This window comes from Thermodesulfatator atlanticus DSM 21156, assembly GCF_000421585.1.
GTDB lineage: Bacteria > Desulfobacterota > Thermodesulfobacteria > Thermodesulfobacteriales > Thermodesulfatatoraceae > Thermodesulfatator > Thermodesulfatator atlanticus.
Genome location: NZ_ATXH01000004.1, coordinates 100079 through 114950, shown reverse-complemented (window position 1 = coordinate 114950; position 14872 = coordinate 100079). Strand labels below are relative to the sequence as shown.

Below are 14872 nucleotides of genomic sequence, written 5' to 3'. Positions count from 1 at the left end.
ACTTTCAGAAAATATGCCAGAAGGAGAGGAGAATGGAGCCTTTGATTGTAGGTGAAAGAGGCCAGATTACGATTCCCAAAGAAATCAGGAAAAAATATGGAATTAAGCCAAAACAAATACTTCTTCTTGAGGAAAGAGACGGAGAACTGGTAATAAAACCCGCCGTGATAGTGCCCTTAGAAAAACTAAAAAAGCTGGCGCGAGATATTGATCTCGATTTGATTAAAAAATTCTTGCAAGAAAATGAGCTTGAGCCAGAAGAGGAAGAAGAAATTTTGAGGAGCTGGAAGCTTTGATAAAGGTTTTTTTTGATACTAACGTTTTATTTGCTGCCATTTATTCCAACTTGAAAGGTTCATATCCTTCTTTAGCAGTTAAGTTAGCTCTTTCTGGCAAAGTCGAAGGGTATCTTTCCCATTTAGTTTTATTTGAACTTGAAAAGAATGTTTCTTCGAAATGCCCTGATAAAGATCAACTTTTAAGAAAGGTCTTAAAAGATTTTAATATTCTTCAGGACATAGACAATATTTTTGAGGGGCTTCCCGAAGCAGATGGAATACTTCTATCTACCGCTATTTTCCACGGTGTAGATATCTTTTTGACGGGTAACATTTCCCATTTTCAAAAATTTTTCAACAAAAAGATCGGAAGAACTAAAGTAATGGCTCCTAAAGAATTTTGTCTTTGGCCTCGTGTAAAAAACTAGATTTTTTCCTTTTTAGGAAGGGAGATGATGAATTTGCTCCCCTGACCCAGGTCGCTTTCAACTTTTATTTTTCCTTGGTGGGCCTGAATGATGTGTTTCACTATGGCAAGACCTAGGCCGGTACCTGCTTCTTTTACGTCTTTTCCCCGATAAAAACGTTCAAAAATGCGATCTTTTTCAGAATCCCTGATACCAGGGCCCTGGTCCTGCACTACAATTTGCCATTCATTTCCTTTATCTTCCAGGATCACAGATACCACAGTCTCTGGTGGGCTAAACTTGATAGCATTATCAAGTAGATTTATCAATGCTCGCAAAAGGTCATCAAAGCTTCCCCATACCAGTGTTGGCTTACGCGGAGGGATCCAATTAAGAGAGATGCTTTTTTCTTCAGCTTTTATAAACACGGTTTCAATGGCGGTTTGGATCACTTCTTTTAAATCCACATAATCAAAATCATCTTGGGGGATCCCTTGGAGTTCAAGGCGCGAAAGGACTTGTAGCTCTTTAAGAAGCCGTCCAAGCCTTTTAGCATTTTTAAGGATAATCAGGAGGTCATATTGAAATTCCTCAGGTACGTCTTCGATAAGGGTTTCTGCATAGCCCTCTATGGCAGTTAAAGGGGTCCGAAATTCATGGGCAAGATGGGCGATGAAGTCCCGCCGAATGTGAGAAAGTCGCCTAAAAGGAGTCAAATCTTGAAGGATAAGGGCTCCTAAGTCATTTTCTAAAGGGACGTAAGAGATTTTAAAATTGCGATGTGTGGGCCAAAAAAGTTCACGCTCAAAAGAAAAATATTTTTTTTCTTGAACAGCCTTTTCTAGTTCTTCGGAGCGTAAAACCTCAAATAGATTAGGAAGAGAATTTTGATTAGAAAGACCCAAAAAATTAAAGGCCTTGGTATTTAAGAACAAAATTTCTCCGTCTTCACGGAAGATCACTACACCTTCTTCCAGGGCGTTAAAAAGATTTTCAGGGAGTTTTTCTGCTGGCTTTTTTTCAGGAGGGGGAGGTAAAACAGGTTCTTTGGCGTTTTTTCTTCTAAATTTCCAAAAGAAATAGGCCCAGCTTGCCAAAAGGGCCAACACTAAAAAAATGTTAAGCTTTGAAGCGGTATCCAATGCCCCAGACAGTTTCTATCATTTCGGCACAAGGGCCTAACTTTTTGCGAAGCCTGCGCACGTGGGTGTCAACGGTGCGGGCGTATCCTTCAAAGGTGTAGCCCCAGACCTGCTCAAGCAAGATTTCCCGCGTAAGGACTTTGCCTTTGGCCTTGACCAGCGCTAAGAGAAGGTTGAATTCTGTACGGGTGAGCTTTACTTCTTGGCCATCTACTTTTACCTGAAGCGAATTGGGGTCAATGAAAAGCGAGCCTATGTTAATAACCGAAGACGGGGCTTCGGTTTGTTTGACGCGTTTTAAAATGGCCTTTACCCGCAGGCAGAGTTCCTTGGGGCTAAAGGGTTTGACGATATAGTCGTCAGCTCCCATTTCAAAACCAAGAATGCGGTCAAGCTCGTCTCCTTTAGCAGTAAGGATTACTACGGGAATTTCGGCCTGTTCGCGAAAGCGCAAGTATTTGCAGAGCTCAAGACCATCTCCATCAGGGAGCATAAGGTCAAGGACTACCAAGTCAGGAAGGGCTTTATTAATATGTTCCTGGGCTTCGGCTAAATTAAAGGCAAGTTTGGTTTTAAAGCCCTCTTTCTCAAGGGTGCGGGCTACAAGCCTTGCAATATCTTCTTCGTCTTCTACGATAAGTATGTATGACATAGGAGGTCTTTTTATGTTTACCGGTATTGTAGAAGGGTTGGGTGAAATTGTAAAGATTGAATCCAGGGCCAGGGGCAGGGTCTTTTTCATTCTTTCCCCATTCGACCTTGGGGATACTCAAATTGGTGACAGCATTGCGGTAAATGGTGTGTGCCTTACAGTTACCGCTCTCAGTGGAAATCAATTCGCGGTAGATGTATCTCCTGAGACTTTAAAGCGAAGTACCCTTGGTTCTTTTAAAGTAGGCGAAAAAGTCAATTTAGAACGGGCGTTAAGGGTTGGAGATCGCCTGGGAGGGCATCTTGTTACGGGCCATGTAGATGGCATTGGCAAGGTTTTGAAACGCGAATTGCGCGGAGATTTCATTTTTTACACGGTAAAAATTCCAAAAGACCTTGCCCGTTATGTTGTTGAGAAAGGCTCTATTGCCATAGACGGTATTAGTCTTACGGTTAATCAGATTAAAGACGATGAGGTGTCGCTTGCCATTATTCCGCATACAGCCAAGCTAACTACTATTGGTTTTAGAAATCCCGGTGATGAGGTAAATATCGAGGTAGATATTATTGGCAAATACGTAGCGAAGTTGCTTAAGCCTTACGACAAAGGGCTTACCGAAGAATTTTTACGCGAGCACGGATTTGATTAGATGGATGCCAAAGAGCTTGAAAAGGCTTTAGAGGCGGTTCTTTTTGCCGCAGGGCGGGTGGTTACTTTAAAAGAGCTTAGAAAAATCTTTCCTGAAAAGTCGTCTCAGGAGCTTAAAGAAGCCCTCATTTCCCTTAAAGAGCTTTATAAAGACCGAGGAATTACCTTAAACGAAGTGGCAGGGGGCTATCGTTTTGAAACTCGTCCGGATTTTGCGCCTTATCTTCGCCGTCTTATCTTTGGTTCTCCGCCGAAACTCTCCCGGGCTGCCCTTGAAACACTTGCTATTGTTGCTTACAAACAGCCCATCACCAAGGCTGAAGTAGAGGCTATACGAGGGGTTGATAGCAGCGGCGCCCTTCGTAATCTTCTTGAAAAAGACCTGATAAAGATTTGTGGGCGAAAGGACGTTCCAGGTCGGCCTATTCTTTATGGCACAACACCTAAGTTTATGGAAATTTTTGGCTTAAAAGATCTTGCCGAACTTCCCAAACTAGAAGAACTGGAGAAAATGCTTGCCGATGGAGAACATTAGAGAAGAAGTAAAAGAAGAAGCCGAAATCATTCGCCATGCAGGAGAAATTCCTGAAGTGGCCTTTTGGAATAGCCTTCATTTCCTAACAGAAGATCCCGAAGGCCCAAAGTTAAAGCTTTCCCTTGCAGAAGAAGAATACCTGAAAAAGGCCGTAATTGAGCGCTACCTGCTTATCATAGAGCGGGATCTCACTTATGAGAACAAGGGAAAATCCCATTACCGCGGTCTTGAGCGGGCCATTGCCAACTGGAAGCGCATAAGCTCTTTTGCGGAACGGGAAGGTTTTGCGCTTGAGCCTTTGCGTAAAAAAGTCTTAGAATGTTTCCAAATTTATCTTAAAAAGCTCTCAGAAAAAGAATTTTTTCAAGAAAAAGAGCAACTTAAAGAGCTTGCCGGGGTTCTTGGCATATCTTTTAACGAAAATCAATTTAAGGAGCGCTAATCATGGTTTACATGGTCTATGTTACGGCTTCAAATGAAAGCGAAGCCTTAAAGCTTGCCGAGGGAGTCGTAAAGGAGCGTCTCGCGGCTTGTGCCAATGTATATCCCAGGATCAAATCCGTTTATTGGTGGGAAGAAAAGTTACAAACCGATGAAGAAGCGGTGGTTATTTTCAAGACAGCCCCTGAAAAGCTCGAAAAATTGATAAAACGTATCAAGGAATTGCACTCTTATGAGTGCCCTTGTGTTTTGTCCTGGCCAATAGAAAAAGGCCATCATGAATTTATAGCCTGGGTACTAAAAGAAACCAATAGCTGAAAGGAGGTTAAAAATGCCAAAAACAGGTGGGGTCTGGTCAAAAGTTTTTTTAGTTTTGGCCCTGTGTGTCCTGGTTTCCTGCACCTCTACCGGGGTGCAGACAAACGTTGATACTACCGGTCCTTCGGCTCAGCAAGTGCTTACTTACAAAGGCCCCAAGGCGCGTATAGCCGTGGCAAGCTTTAAGTGTAAGGCTGCCAAGTGCTCAGGGCAAATTGGGGCCGGGATTGCGGACATGCTTGCCACTGCCCTTTTCCGTACCGGGCGTTTTATCGTGCTTGAGCGGGGCGAAGGCCTTGAGGCCATTAAAAAAGAACTTGCCCTTGGGCAGTCTGGTTACGTGCGTCCGGGGGCTGCACCTCAGCCCGGTCAGATGGAAGGGGCGGACATCCTGGTAGTAGGTGCGATTACCGCTTTTGAGCCTGAGGCCTCGGGCTTTGGTGCAGGCGGCGTGGTGGTGCCTTTTAAGGTGCCTCTTCTTGGCGGGGTTAAAGTCAAAAAGAAAGAAGCCTATATCGCGGCTGATCTTCGTTTGATAGATGTGCGCACTGGGCGGGTTATAAACGCCACTTCTGTAGAAGGTAAGGCCAGTTCTTGGAATGTTGGCGGTCTCATGGGGACGGTGCTGGGAGATGTTGGTCTTGGAGGTGGCCTTGAGGTTTATCGCAACACCCCCATGGAAAAGGCCGTACGCGTTATGCTTTATAACGCAGTTCAGGCCATCTCTCAGCTTGTGCCTGAAAACTACTACCGCTGGGGCCAAGATACCCAGGGCTTTAACAAGCCACCTGTGACCCCTAAACCTGCTGCGGTTTCCACCACACAGCCTTCTGGGGGAGTTATCCCGTCAGGGGTCATCCAGGGTGGTGCCGGCACTTTTATGCCTGGATCAAAAGTCCTTTTTGCCGAGGACTTCTCTGGCTATAACATCGGCGATATTCCCAAGAGCCTTTTGATTCGCAAGGGGCAGGTGGAAGTGGCGGCCTTTTCCGGTAAAAAATGGCTAAGGGCCCTTTCGGGCAATGTCGAAGCCATCAAAAAAATAGACCTTCCCGAAAACTTCGCCGTGGAATGGAGCGTTTATTTTAGTGGAAGTCATTGGGATTTGGGGCATGCTATGTTCTTGGGTTATCCAAGAAAGACCGATAAGCCTGACGTCTTTTCTTGGACTTCTAACCGAGAAAATCCCACATGGAGCGGGCAGTGGATAACAACTATAAAACTAAAGCCTAAGATAATTCATCACTTTGCCGTGCAGCAAAAAGACGGCATGATAAGAATCTTTGCTGACGGACACCTGATTTACAAAGAACCAGTAGGCGGCGGCATCGTGGGGGCCAAACTTCCCAATCGGGACGCCGTAAGCTTTGTCATCTGGGGAGAAAACCCCTCTGAAGGAAAGGAATGCCTCATCACAGATATCAAGATAACTGCGTATTAAAAAATTGGGGCGGTGATTTTTCACCGCCCTATACGGAGGTTTTATGGACGAGGCGTTTATTAAATCACTCTTGCCCAGAGAAAGAATAGACGAATTTTTCGAGGCCTTTTATTTTGGCGAAGAGCCAGCATATTTTCTTGAGTTAGGGCTTCGTGAATGGGCGCCTGAGGCAGGAAAGATTGTCCTTGAACTCAGGCTTTCGGCAAGGCCTGGGATGTGTCTGGCCTGCAATCTTACCTCAGGGCTCCCTGCGGTTTTCAAGAAACACCCCATTTTGAATCTTGAGGGCATAGTCCAGGAAATCGCCCAAAAGATTGGTCCCGAGTACCAGGTTCTTTCCTGGGACCTTGGCTGGACAGAACAGATTAACCGCGATCTTCACGTAATTCCTTTGGTGATAAAAGTGGGAAAGGCAAAATAACTTAAAAGGAGAAGAAAATGGTCAAAAAAATACTTTTTCTGGTGGCCCTTTTGCTTGTTCCAGGGCAAGTGCTTGCTTATAACCTTCCTTCCTACAGGGAGCTTTGTAAAAAGCTAGTTGATCTTTCCGGCTGGAAGGCCGAAGAGTGTACCGGGATTAATGCCACGAATCCCATGGGAGAGGTTGCCTCTGCCACGCGCACCTACACCAGAGATAAGCAAGAGCTAAATGTTCAGCTAGTCTTGGGAGCTGCAGCTATGGCCGCCGCAGGTCCTTTAGCTTATCAACACTATTTTGAAATGGACTCTCCTGAGGAATTCGTAAAAATTACCACCATAGACGGCTTTCGGGTGGGTATCCAACATAACAAGAATGATCGCAGCGGAACACTTGCTGTGTTTTTGACTGAACCTCCCAAAACCATGGATCCTGCAAGTATCAGCCAGATGGCTATGCTGGTGGTTGTCTATCAGAATATGGACTGGAAAGAAGCCCTTTCCTGGGCCAAGAAGTTTGACTGGAAGTCCCTAAAAAATTCTCTAAAGTAAACTTGCCTCATTTGGTAGTGTGAGCGGTTCTGGAAAGTCCGGTTTGTCTTCTTTCCAATCGGCAAAAGTGCTGATGGCTAGGATCAATTCGCTGTGTTTTTCCAGTTTGGGGAGAGGAGCATTGATTTTGTGGTTGAGATTGCCCACGAGGATGACTTTAGGGCCGTCTGAGCTCTGGCTCTGGATTTTTTACCGGCGTGTTAGAGGAGCCAGGCGGCATAGATTCGTTGGATCCAGCTCCTTTTTGAGCTAGGGCGGTCCTCCTTCTCGAGGGATTTTGAGGAAGGAGGTTAGACGATTTCGAATAGATTTTGATTTTAAATGAGGCAAGCCGTTTCCTTTACAAAAGGAAATAATTTTGATAAAATTTCCTTGGCAAAATGAAAGAAATTCTCAAGATTATCATAAGGGAGTTTCACACTGAGGTTCTTCCCTCTCTGATAACAAGAGATCTTAGTTTTCCCCTAGATTCTGAAAAGATCATAACCCTGGTAGGCCCGAGGAGAGCGGGAAAGACCTATCTATTCTATCAGCACATCAGGAAACTTCTTGAAAAAGGGATCCCTAAGGAAAAAATCTTCTATCTGAATTTTGAAGATGAAAGGCTCGATCTCATCCCTCAAACTTTAGATCTTATCCTCCAGGCTTATCGGGAGCTTTATCCCGAGCTTGACCTTAGGGAATGTTACTTCTTTTTCGATGAGGTTCAAAATGCCGAAGGCTGGGAAAGATTCGCGAGGAGGCTCTATGATAGGATTTCCAGAAATATTTTCCTTACCGGTTCAAACTCCAAACTTCTCTCTCAGGAAATAGCCACTTCTCTGAGAGGGAGAACCCTTAAGTATGAAGTTTTTCCCTTGAACTTCAAAGAATTTCTCAGATTTAAAAATTTCGATTTCGATCCCGAAAAGGATTTTTACAGTCCCAAGAAAAAAGCCCAACTGGTTCATTATTTTGAAGAGTATCTTTCCTTTGGAGGGTTTCCAGAGGTGGTCTTTCTTCCCAGGGAACTCAAGCTTAAAACCCTTCAGGAATACTTTGAAGTCATGCTTTACAGAGACCTTGCTGAAAGATACCAGATCAAAGACACCTTGGTTTTGAAATACTTTTTGAAAAGGTTGGTGGAAAACACGGGCAAGATCCTTTCCGTTCACAAGATCTACAACGAACTCAAATCTCAGGGAATAAGAGTAGGAAAGGACACCCTTTATAGATACCTGGAATATGCCGAGAACATTTATTTTGTGAGGCTTTTAAGGAAACACTATCGTTCTCTGGTCAAATCAGAGCTTGCAGAAAAGAAGGTTTACCTTATAGATCCCGGCCTCTTGAGGAGCATAAGGTTTTTGGGAGATAGGGAAAAAGGGATCCTTCTTGAGAACACTGTTTTTAAGGAGCTTTTGGTTTCGGGGGCCAAGGTGGTTTATTTCAAAGAAAAAAAAGAGTGCGATTTTATAGTCAACGAAGAGCTGGCGGTTCAAGTAAGTTATGATCTAAGCGATGAGGATACTTTGAAGCGGGAAATCGAAGGCCTCAAGGAAGCCTGTAAATATTTTGGATTGAAAAAGGGGATTATTGTTACTTTTGACGAAAAGTATAAGATTGATATAGGAAACAATTTTAACACATATAGTATACCCGCTTATGAATTTATATTCGGACTTTAGTTTTTTTATCTCTAATTTCGATAAGGGATGTCATTGTTGATAAAGACGATATTTCATCTCTAGAAACTCCAAAGATAGCTGGATAATAATCTCAGGAAAAGACTCTACTTGACTTCTCTTAACTCTTAACCGGAGTTTTTAAGCAACAAAAAGCGTCTTCCCTTTATCGTCCTGATACTGTGGCTACTGGCCTGTTCCGGCAAAAGTAGTTCAAACTTAAGGGTCACCAACAGCGAAGTCTTGCTTCAGATTTCAACCAATTCAGCAATTAACATTTCCCTATAAAATATATGTCAAAATCAAGAAAAAACTTTCTGGCAGAGGAAGGCTTCTTTTGCTTGAGATTTGAGTTTCGTCTTCCCTCCGATAAATAGCGGAAAGTTTTTGGCACCATGCCCCACAGGTAACCCTGCCACTACAGGGCCTTGAAAATATTCGCAGATTAATTCTTTTAAAGCGCAAGCATCTATGTCTTTAAATTCTCCCAGGGCAAGACCAGAAATTTCAGCAAAAACTCCAGCATGATAAAGCTGGGTGAACATGCGGTCCAAACGATAAAGGTCTTCGTTTATTTCCTCGAAAAAAAGGATTTTTCCTGAAACATCCGGGAACCATTTGCTTCCCAAAAGACTTACAAAGGAAACAAGATTACCTCCCAAGAGGAGGCCTTCTGCGTCACCTTCCTGCCAGCACTTGCCAACAAGATAAACGCCTTTTCCGTGAAAAAGAGTCTTCTTTAGTGCTGCTACGGCGCATATACTTGTCTCATACAAAGAACTGACTACCGGGGCGTGCAAGGTCATTAGTCCAAAGCGAGTGGCGAAATAATTGAGCAGGATACTCACATCACTAAAACCTATGAGCCAGAAGGGTTTTTTTATGTTTTCCAGGCATTCATCAAGCAGAGGAAGAATCCTTAAGGCGCCGTAGCCTCCCCGGCTGGCCCATAAAAAATCATACCCTGAGCTTAAAAGAGCGATCAGATCCCAGGCACGTTCATGGTCTTTACCCGCTAGATAACGACATTTTTGAAAGCAATTTGGGGAAACTTCGATGTTAAGCCCCCAGCTTTCCAAAAACTCAAGGTTTTTTTGGAATTTTTCGAAATCTACCGCCCCTGAAGGAGAAAAAATGGCCCCTTTGGAACGTGAGGTAAGCAGCGGAGGAATCATTAAGCTTTTTTGGTGAACCAAATTATGAGACCCTCTAAAGTAAGGTTTGGCTCAACCTCCTCAATACAAGTTGTCATTTCTTTCATTATACGTGCTAACCCGCCAGTGGCAATAATTTTTGGCTTTTTTTCGAATTCTTTGCTCATGCGGGCCACCAGCCCGTCAGTCAACGCGGCAAAACCCAATAGTACTCCACTTTTCATAGCAGAGATGGTGTCTTTGCCAATTGCTTCCTCAGGAGGGCGCGAGAGCTCCATCCTGGGTAAAAGAGAGGTTTTGTGGAAAAGAGTTTCCGCTGCGGCAAGGATGCCAGGGGCAATGGCGCCTCCCAGGTAGGCCCCTTCGTGAGATACACAATCAAAAGTAGTCGCTGTGCCGTAATCTACAATGATAAGGCTTTGGCGGTATTTTTCCCAGCCTGCCAGGGCATTTAGCACTCTGTCTGCCCCTACCTCACAGGGATATCTTAGTTTGATGGGGATGCCGATTTTTTCAGGCGAGACCACGAAAGTTTCCTTTATTCCGTAAAGAGAGGCCATTTCCTGCCAGGTTTTGGTAAGAGGAGGCACCACCGAGCCTATTAAAATGGTCTTAACTTCAGCCAAGGAAAAATCTTTGAGTTGTAAGATTCCGTTTAAACGTAAGGCAAGTTCGTCTGGCGTTTGGCGCAGGTTTGAAAAGATACGAAACCTGTGGCAAAGCCTTTGCCCCTCAAACAAACCACAAGTGGTGTTTGTATTTCCGATATCAACAGCTAGAATCATGGTGTTTTCTCGTTTTCCACGTACCAGACAACCCAGCTGTTTTCCTCTTCGCGGCCTTTTATTTTAGCATAAGGCCAGAGGGCCGCCTTAAGTTCGTCTTCCATGGCAGGCGAAAATCCAGAGAAAAGATAATGCCGGTTTTGCCAAAAAGACGGAAGGCCAAAAAGGTCAAGCAAAAGGCCCTTGAAGAGGTTTCCAACTACCAGGTCTGCTTGAAAGGGCACCAGGGTTTTTACGTCAGCGTGGATCACCTCAGTCTGGTGTAAAAGATTGTTCAAGGCCAGGTTTTTGCGGGTGAGTTCCACGCAAAGGGGGTTAAAATCCGCAGCAAGCACTTGAGCTCCAAGGAAAGCGGCAAGAAGGCTCAAAAGCCCTGCTCCGCAGCCAAGGTCTGCTACTTTTTTAAAAGGGCCTTTTTCCTGCCAAAGTTGGTATATCCATTTAAGGCAAAGTTTGGTGGTAGGATGATTTCCTGAGCCGAAGACTATGCCTGGATCAAAAACAAGGCCCGGGCCATTTTCCCAGACAGGTCTTAATGTCACGTGGCCGATTTCAAGGGTCTTTACCTGGCGGCCCTCACCCCAGTCATCATAAGAAACCTCTGCCTTGTCTTCGATTTTGAGGCCTAGTTTTTGGGCAATTTTTTCTAATAACTCGTCTTTAGGACGGTGAAAGAAAACTATGGCAAGGCCGTCTTCTTCCCAACAGCCGATAAAATCTTCGTCTTTTATTTGATGTAGCTCAGGATGTTTTTTATCAAAGGAATAAAGATAAAGTTTATGGTACTTTTGATGATGACCGCGCAGCATTACAAAACCTCTCCTTTTGTTTTATGTAGTAATCAAAGTTGGGATAATAATCAGGGTCAAGTCTTGCGCGCGCCTCTGCAAGGATACTGTAAAGGCACGCTTTTTCAGGATTTTTGTTAGCAAACCAGGCCTCAGCAAGGGTGTCTAAATGTATGGCTGTTAATTTCTCCGACGTGGCTTCAAGGGCGAGTTTTAAGGCTCTTTTAGGATTACGCAAATTTTTGTCTTTGCTGGTAACGAGAATCCAGGCCATGTTATTTAAGACTTCCGGGTCTTTTTCAAATTTTAAGGCCATTTTATACCATTTAAGGGCGTCTTTTTCCTTTCCAAGCTCGTAGGCAAGGTGGCCCAGGTAGGTAAATGTTTCTTTTGAAGGAAAGATGCTGGCCTCTTTTAAGAATTCACCATAGGCCAAATTAAGTTTAGCCTTCTCTTCTAGCTGTTTGGTGGGCAAACGTGAAAGCCCAAGAATTAAGGCTAGGGAGAAGGCCAGGTAAAACGTAAGCCATTTTTTGACTTTTTGATGGTGTTTGGCAATGAGAGTAGGGTCTTTTTCTGCGGCCAGTAAAAATTCAATGCGCTGGCGAATGCTATAGTGATGCCAGCTTGGAAGGTCTTCGGTGTTTCCCGAAAGGGCGGCAATTTTTTTAAAGGCTTTTATCAAACCATGAGCCGTGCCCAGGCTTTCAAGGCAATAAAGATCAGCCTGCCGTTCAAAGTTCCGCAAGAAAAATCCCAGCAAAAAGCGAAAATAAAGGACCACGCTTATCAGCAGGCCAAGGGTCATAAAGGCTTCTGGCAGAAGAAGCCCCTGTCCGCCGAAAACGTCTAGGAGGTCAGGCCTTGGAAAATAGGCAAGGAACAATAAATAAAGCGGCATGAATACAAAGTAGATGATAAGGCTAAATAATACGAAAAATACCAATAACCAGAACATGTGGTGGCGTTTTATATGGCCAACTTCATGGGCCACCACAGAGAGGACCTCTGCTTCTTCGAGAGCAGCAAGGAGCCCGCGGGAAATCAGAAGATAACGAAGTTTGGGGATAACACCTATTACGCCTGCAGTGAGTAGGCGACCGTCAAAAGTCTCCCAGAGATAAATTTCCCCAAGGCGGGCCTTTTCCCTGGCAAGGTAGGAAGATATAAGCTGCCTCAGATTGCTTTCAGGAAGCGGCCTACAATTCCATGCCCTTACTGCAAGAGGTGCCATAAGCACTACCAGGGCACCTACGAAACATCCAAAATAAAAGAGTTCCGCCCATATGCCACTTACAGGAAGGTGCTTTTCTAAAACGAAAAAAAGCAAATTTATGAGAAACCACGGAATCAAAAAGGGTAGCAGGAGCTTGAAGTGTGAAATGACATAAGAAGACGGAGAGAGCTTGGCTAGGGCAGAGCGTTTTTCATAAAGGGCTGAAAGCCACCATATCAAGAAAAGATAGTGAAAAAAGAGGATAAGGCCTGAAAGGTCTTTTAAAAACTCTTTTTGAAAGGGAAGGAAGGCGGGAATTTCAAGCAAAATTACATCAAGGCTAAACCACAGAAAAGCAAAAAGTTTGAGTAAAGATTGTGTTCGGATGAAGTCTATGGGGGAATAAGTTTTTTTAAGTTTGAAAAGGGTGATACCGATAAAGCATATCTCTTTTAAAACCCAGAGGGCCAGGACTTCAGGCCACGTAAGCACAGCTTGAGCTGGCCAGCCTGAGAAAAGTAAAATGGCTAGAATTAAATAAATGGCATCGGTATATAACACGAAAAGCGATTATATACCCAAGACCTTTAAAGGGAAGACCTAAATTACCTGAGCCCAGCCTTCTTGGATTGTTTCGCGCACAAAAACAAGATGCTCAAGGATTGTTTCGTAAGTACCTGGGCTTAAGCCGATTTTTGCTAAAAGCGGGGTTACGTCACCTTTTTGCCCGCCTGGGACCTCGGCAAGTCCAAGGTTATGCACAGTGGTATCGGCAATTTTTATCACCGCGGGTTCTAGCAGGAATTTTCCTTTGTAATAAGGGTTATGGTGAAAACGCGCGGTGGTGATGAATTTTTCTGGAAGCCCCCAGCGCTGCAAAAGCCAGCGCCCCATCCAGGTATGGGCAAGCCCTGCTTCAAGCTCCACCAAAAGCAGCTCCCTTTGGCTTTGTTCTTGCTCTTTCAAAATTTCTTCGAATTGTTCGGGAAAAAGATGAAGGGATAGCAGACGGCCAACGTCATGAAGAAGCCCTAAAGTGAAAAATAAATCTTCGTTTTCAGCCTCAATAGCTTGCGCAATAATACGAGCGGTAATGCCAGTGGCAATGGCATGTAGCCAAAATTCTTTAATATCAAAGGTTCTTACGTTTTTAAGGGGCTTAAACACGCTGAAGACGCAAATACTAAAGGCGATTTCACTTACTTCTTTGATCCCCAAAAGGACAATGGCCCTCTCAAGGGTATCTATCTCTTTTGAGGAACTAATATAAGCTGAGTTTGCCACAGATAAGATCTTGGCAGTGATGGCCTGGTCATATTTTATGACTTCTTCTAATTCTGAGATGTCAGGTTCGCCTGAAAGCAGATCTAACAGGCGGTAAGCAACTTCCGGAAGGGTGGGCAGTTTTTTTACTTCTAGGATCTTATTTTGTGGAGCACGCAGGGCTAGCATATCAATAACCCCTTCTTGGCAGGCACTTTCCTGACCGCTTAATTTCCTGGCAGTGTTTTTTGCCATGGTGTCCCTCCTAGGCTGAATCATCGGATGGGAGAGGAGAAAACATTAATCTTTGAGACCTTTACAAAATGCCTGGATCCGTTCCTATTTTTTCTACGAAAAATGGGACAGATCCTAGGAAAAAGACTGCGTAGGCGTACAAGTTGTTTCGCGGACGTTCTGAGGGAGCTAAATTTTGATCAGCAATTTACCAGGTGCCCACAGGCGGTTTTTTTCGATGATGTGTCTTACTTCTACGCCCATTGAAGCTAATTTTTGGCTGATAAAGCGTCTGTGGCACTTCCAGGGGAATTTTTCCGCACATACAATTACGCTTTTTTCCTGAGCAATGAGTTGAAGAAGTCTCTTAAGGCCCTTTTCAAATTCTTTGGTGTCCATGTATTTTTCATAGCCGCCCTTGCGAAAGCCGCCTAATTCTTTGCCTAGCCAGTGATAGTGAATCCCGGCACTTGTAAGAAGTTTTGCAAGATTTTCGCGATCAAAATGGGGAAAACGTTTGCTCTTGGGAAAAGACCGAACGTCAATAACCTGTTTTATGTTGTGTTTTTTGATTATTTCCAGAAACTCTTCTCTGCTGCGGTTTGAAGTCCCCAGGGTAAAAACTACCAATTTGCTAGGGTCTTGTTTTTGTTCCTTCATGGTCTATCTTTTACTCTGAATCAAAAAATAAAGGGAGGAAACTGTATGCCGATATATGAATTTGTATGTAAAGACTGCCGTCATATTTTTGAAAATCTTTGTTTTACAGAACAAGATGTAAAACAGACCCGCTGTAAACGTTGCGGTAGCAAAAACGTAAGCAAGCTTGTCTCTACTTTTAGTAGCCGGGTAGGAGCAGGTTCTGGAGGTAGTTTTAGCGGTGGTTTTTCTGGAGGAAGCACCTGTGGTGGCCTAGGTGGTTTTTCTTGAGCTTAAG

The 14872-nt window shown here is 44.1% G+C and carries 19 protein-coding genes; 11 read left to right on the top strand and 8 right to left on the bottom strand.

The genetic code is table 11. The features are described from left to right. The first annotated feature begins 32 nt into the window (after window positions 1-32). Together H528_RS12385 and H528_RS0102830 are read left to right on the top strand one after the other, a co-directional pair. On the top strand, window positions 33-296 hold the full coding sequence (locus H528_RS12385; protein ID WP_022852838.1) for an AbrB/MazE/SpoVT family DNA-binding domain-containing protein: 264 nt from the start codon (window positions 33-35) through the stop codon (window positions 294-296). Continuing rightward, window positions 293-706, top strand: a complete 414-nt coding sequence (locus H528_RS0102830; protein ID WP_022852837.1) for a type II toxin-antitoxin system VapC family toxin — start codon at window positions 293-295, stop codon at window positions 704-706. The genes H528_RS12385 and H528_RS0102830 overlap by 4 nt, the downstream gene beginning before the upstream one ends. Here the strand turns inward: H528_RS0102830 and H528_RS0102825 are convergent. Then, entirely contained in the window at window positions 703-1791 is a 1089-nt protein-coding gene (locus tag H528_RS0102825; RefSeq protein ID WP_169352763.1) for a sensor histidine kinase, read from the bottom strand. The two genes, H528_RS0102830 and H528_RS0102825, sit on opposite strands and share 4 nt — an antisense overlap. A gap of 13 nt (window positions 1792-1804) precedes the next feature. Beyond that, window positions 1805-2479: a response regulator transcription factor gene (locus tag H528_RS0102820; protein ID WP_022852835.1), complete on the bottom strand. Its 675-nt coding sequence runs from the start codon at window positions 2477-2479 to the stop codon at window positions 1805-1807. Window positions 2480-2492: 13 nt separating this feature from the next. Here H528_RS0102820 and H528_RS0102815 point away from each other — a divergent pair, with 13 nt between their 5' ends. The 8 genes from H528_RS0102815 (at window position 2493) to H528_RS0102780 (ending at window position 8498) form a co-directional block, all read left to right on the top strand. Beyond that, the gene (locus H528_RS0102815) at window positions 2493-3128 is read left to right on the top strand and encodes a riboflavin synthase (RefSeq protein ID WP_022852834.1); all 636 of its coding nucleotides are present in this window, start codon (window positions 2493-2495) and stop codon (window positions 3126-3128) included. Next, window positions 3129-3662: an SMC-Scp complex subunit ScpB gene (gene scpB / locus H528_RS0102810; protein ID WP_022852833.1), complete on the top strand. Its 534-nt coding sequence runs from the start codon at window positions 3129-3131 to the stop codon at window positions 3660-3662. It abuts the gene before it with no gap. After that, window positions 3649-4104 carry a hypothetical protein gene (locus tag H528_RS12380; RefSeq protein ID WP_022852832.1) on the top strand — a complete coding sequence of 152 codons (456 nt, stop codon included), beginning with the start codon at window positions 3649-3651 and terminating at the stop codon, window positions 4102-4104. The genes scpB and H528_RS12380 overlap by 14 nt, the downstream gene beginning before the upstream one ends. Then, entirely contained in the window at window positions 4104-4421 is a 318-nt protein-coding gene (cutA, locus tag H528_RS0102800; protein ID WP_028845741.1) for a divalent cation tolerance protein CutA, read from the top strand. The genes H528_RS12380 and cutA overlap by 1 nt, the downstream gene beginning before the upstream one ends. A gap of 13 nt (window positions 4422-4434) precedes the next feature. Further along, window positions 4435-5862, top strand: a complete 1428-nt coding sequence (locus tag H528_RS13930; protein ID WP_022852830.1) for a CsgG/HfaB family protein — start codon at window positions 4435-4437, stop codon at window positions 5860-5862. A 43-nt stretch (window positions 5863-5905) separates the two neighbouring features. Beyond that, window positions 5906-6283 carry a hypothetical protein gene (locus H528_RS0102790; RefSeq protein WP_022852829.1) on the top strand — a complete coding sequence of 126 codons (378 nt, stop codon included), beginning with the start codon at window positions 5906-5908 and terminating at the stop codon, window positions 6281-6283. A 17-nt stretch (window positions 6284-6300) separates the two neighbouring features. Further along, window positions 6301-6831, top strand: coding sequence for a hypothetical protein (locus H528_RS0102785; RefSeq protein ID WP_022852828.1), 531 nt, complete (start codon window positions 6301-6303; stop codon window positions 6829-6831). Between the two features lie 380 nt (window positions 6832-7211). Next, window positions 7212-8498, top strand: a complete 1287-nt coding sequence (locus H528_RS0102780) for an ATP-binding protein (RefSeq protein WP_022852827.1) — start codon at window positions 7212-7214, stop codon at window positions 8496-8498. A gap of 299 nt (window positions 8499-8797) precedes the next feature. Here H528_RS0102780 and H528_RS0102775 read toward each other — a convergent pair whose 3' ends face one another. The 6 genes from H528_RS0102775 to H528_RS0102750 form a co-directional block, all read right to left on the bottom strand. Next, window positions 8798-9670 carry a S66 peptidase family protein gene (locus H528_RS0102775; RefSeq protein ID WP_028845740.1) on the bottom strand — a complete coding sequence of 291 codons (873 nt, stop codon included), beginning with the start codon at window positions 9668-9670 and terminating at the stop codon, window positions 8798-8800. Then, the gene (locus tag H528_RS0102770) at window positions 9670-10434 is read right to left on the bottom strand and encodes a type III pantothenate kinase (protein WP_022852825.1); all 765 of its coding nucleotides are present in this window, start codon (window positions 10432-10434) and stop codon (window positions 9670-9672) included. Before H528_RS0102770 ends, H528_RS0102775 begins: the two co-directional genes overlap by 1 nt. After that, window positions 10431-11243 (bottom strand): 50S ribosomal protein L11 methyltransferase, encoded by an 813-nt coding sequence (locus tag H528_RS0102765; protein ID WP_022852824.1) that lies wholly within the window; start codon window positions 11241-11243, stop codon window positions 10431-10433. The genes H528_RS0102770 and H528_RS0102765 overlap by 4 nt, the downstream gene beginning before the upstream one ends. Then, window positions 11212-12999, bottom strand: coding sequence for a M48 family metallopeptidase (locus H528_RS0102760; protein WP_022852823.1), 1788 nt, complete (start codon window positions 12997-12999; stop codon window positions 11212-11214). Before H528_RS0102760 ends, H528_RS0102765 begins: the two co-directional genes overlap by 32 nt. A gap of 39 nt (window positions 13000-13038) precedes the next feature. Continuing rightward, window positions 13039-13956 carry an HDOD domain-containing protein gene (locus H528_RS0102755; protein WP_022852822.1) on the bottom strand — a complete coding sequence of 306 codons (918 nt, stop codon included), beginning with the start codon at window positions 13954-13956 and terminating at the stop codon, window positions 13039-13041. Window positions 13957-14124: 168 nt separating this feature from the next. Further along, the gene (locus tag H528_RS0102750) at window positions 14125-14595 is read right to left on the bottom strand and encodes a DUF488 domain-containing protein (protein WP_022852821.1); all 471 of its coding nucleotides are present in this window, start codon (window positions 14593-14595) and stop codon (window positions 14125-14127) included. 45 nt (window positions 14596-14640) lie between these two features. On the opposite strand from H528_RS0102750, the gene H528_RS0102745 reads away from it, so the two are divergent. After that, complete coding sequence (locus tag H528_RS0102745) at window positions 14641-14865, top strand: FmdB family zinc ribbon protein (protein WP_022852820.1); 225 nt, start codon at window positions 14641-14643, stop codon at window positions 14863-14865. The last annotated feature ends 7 nt before the right edge of the window (window positions 14866-14872 follow it).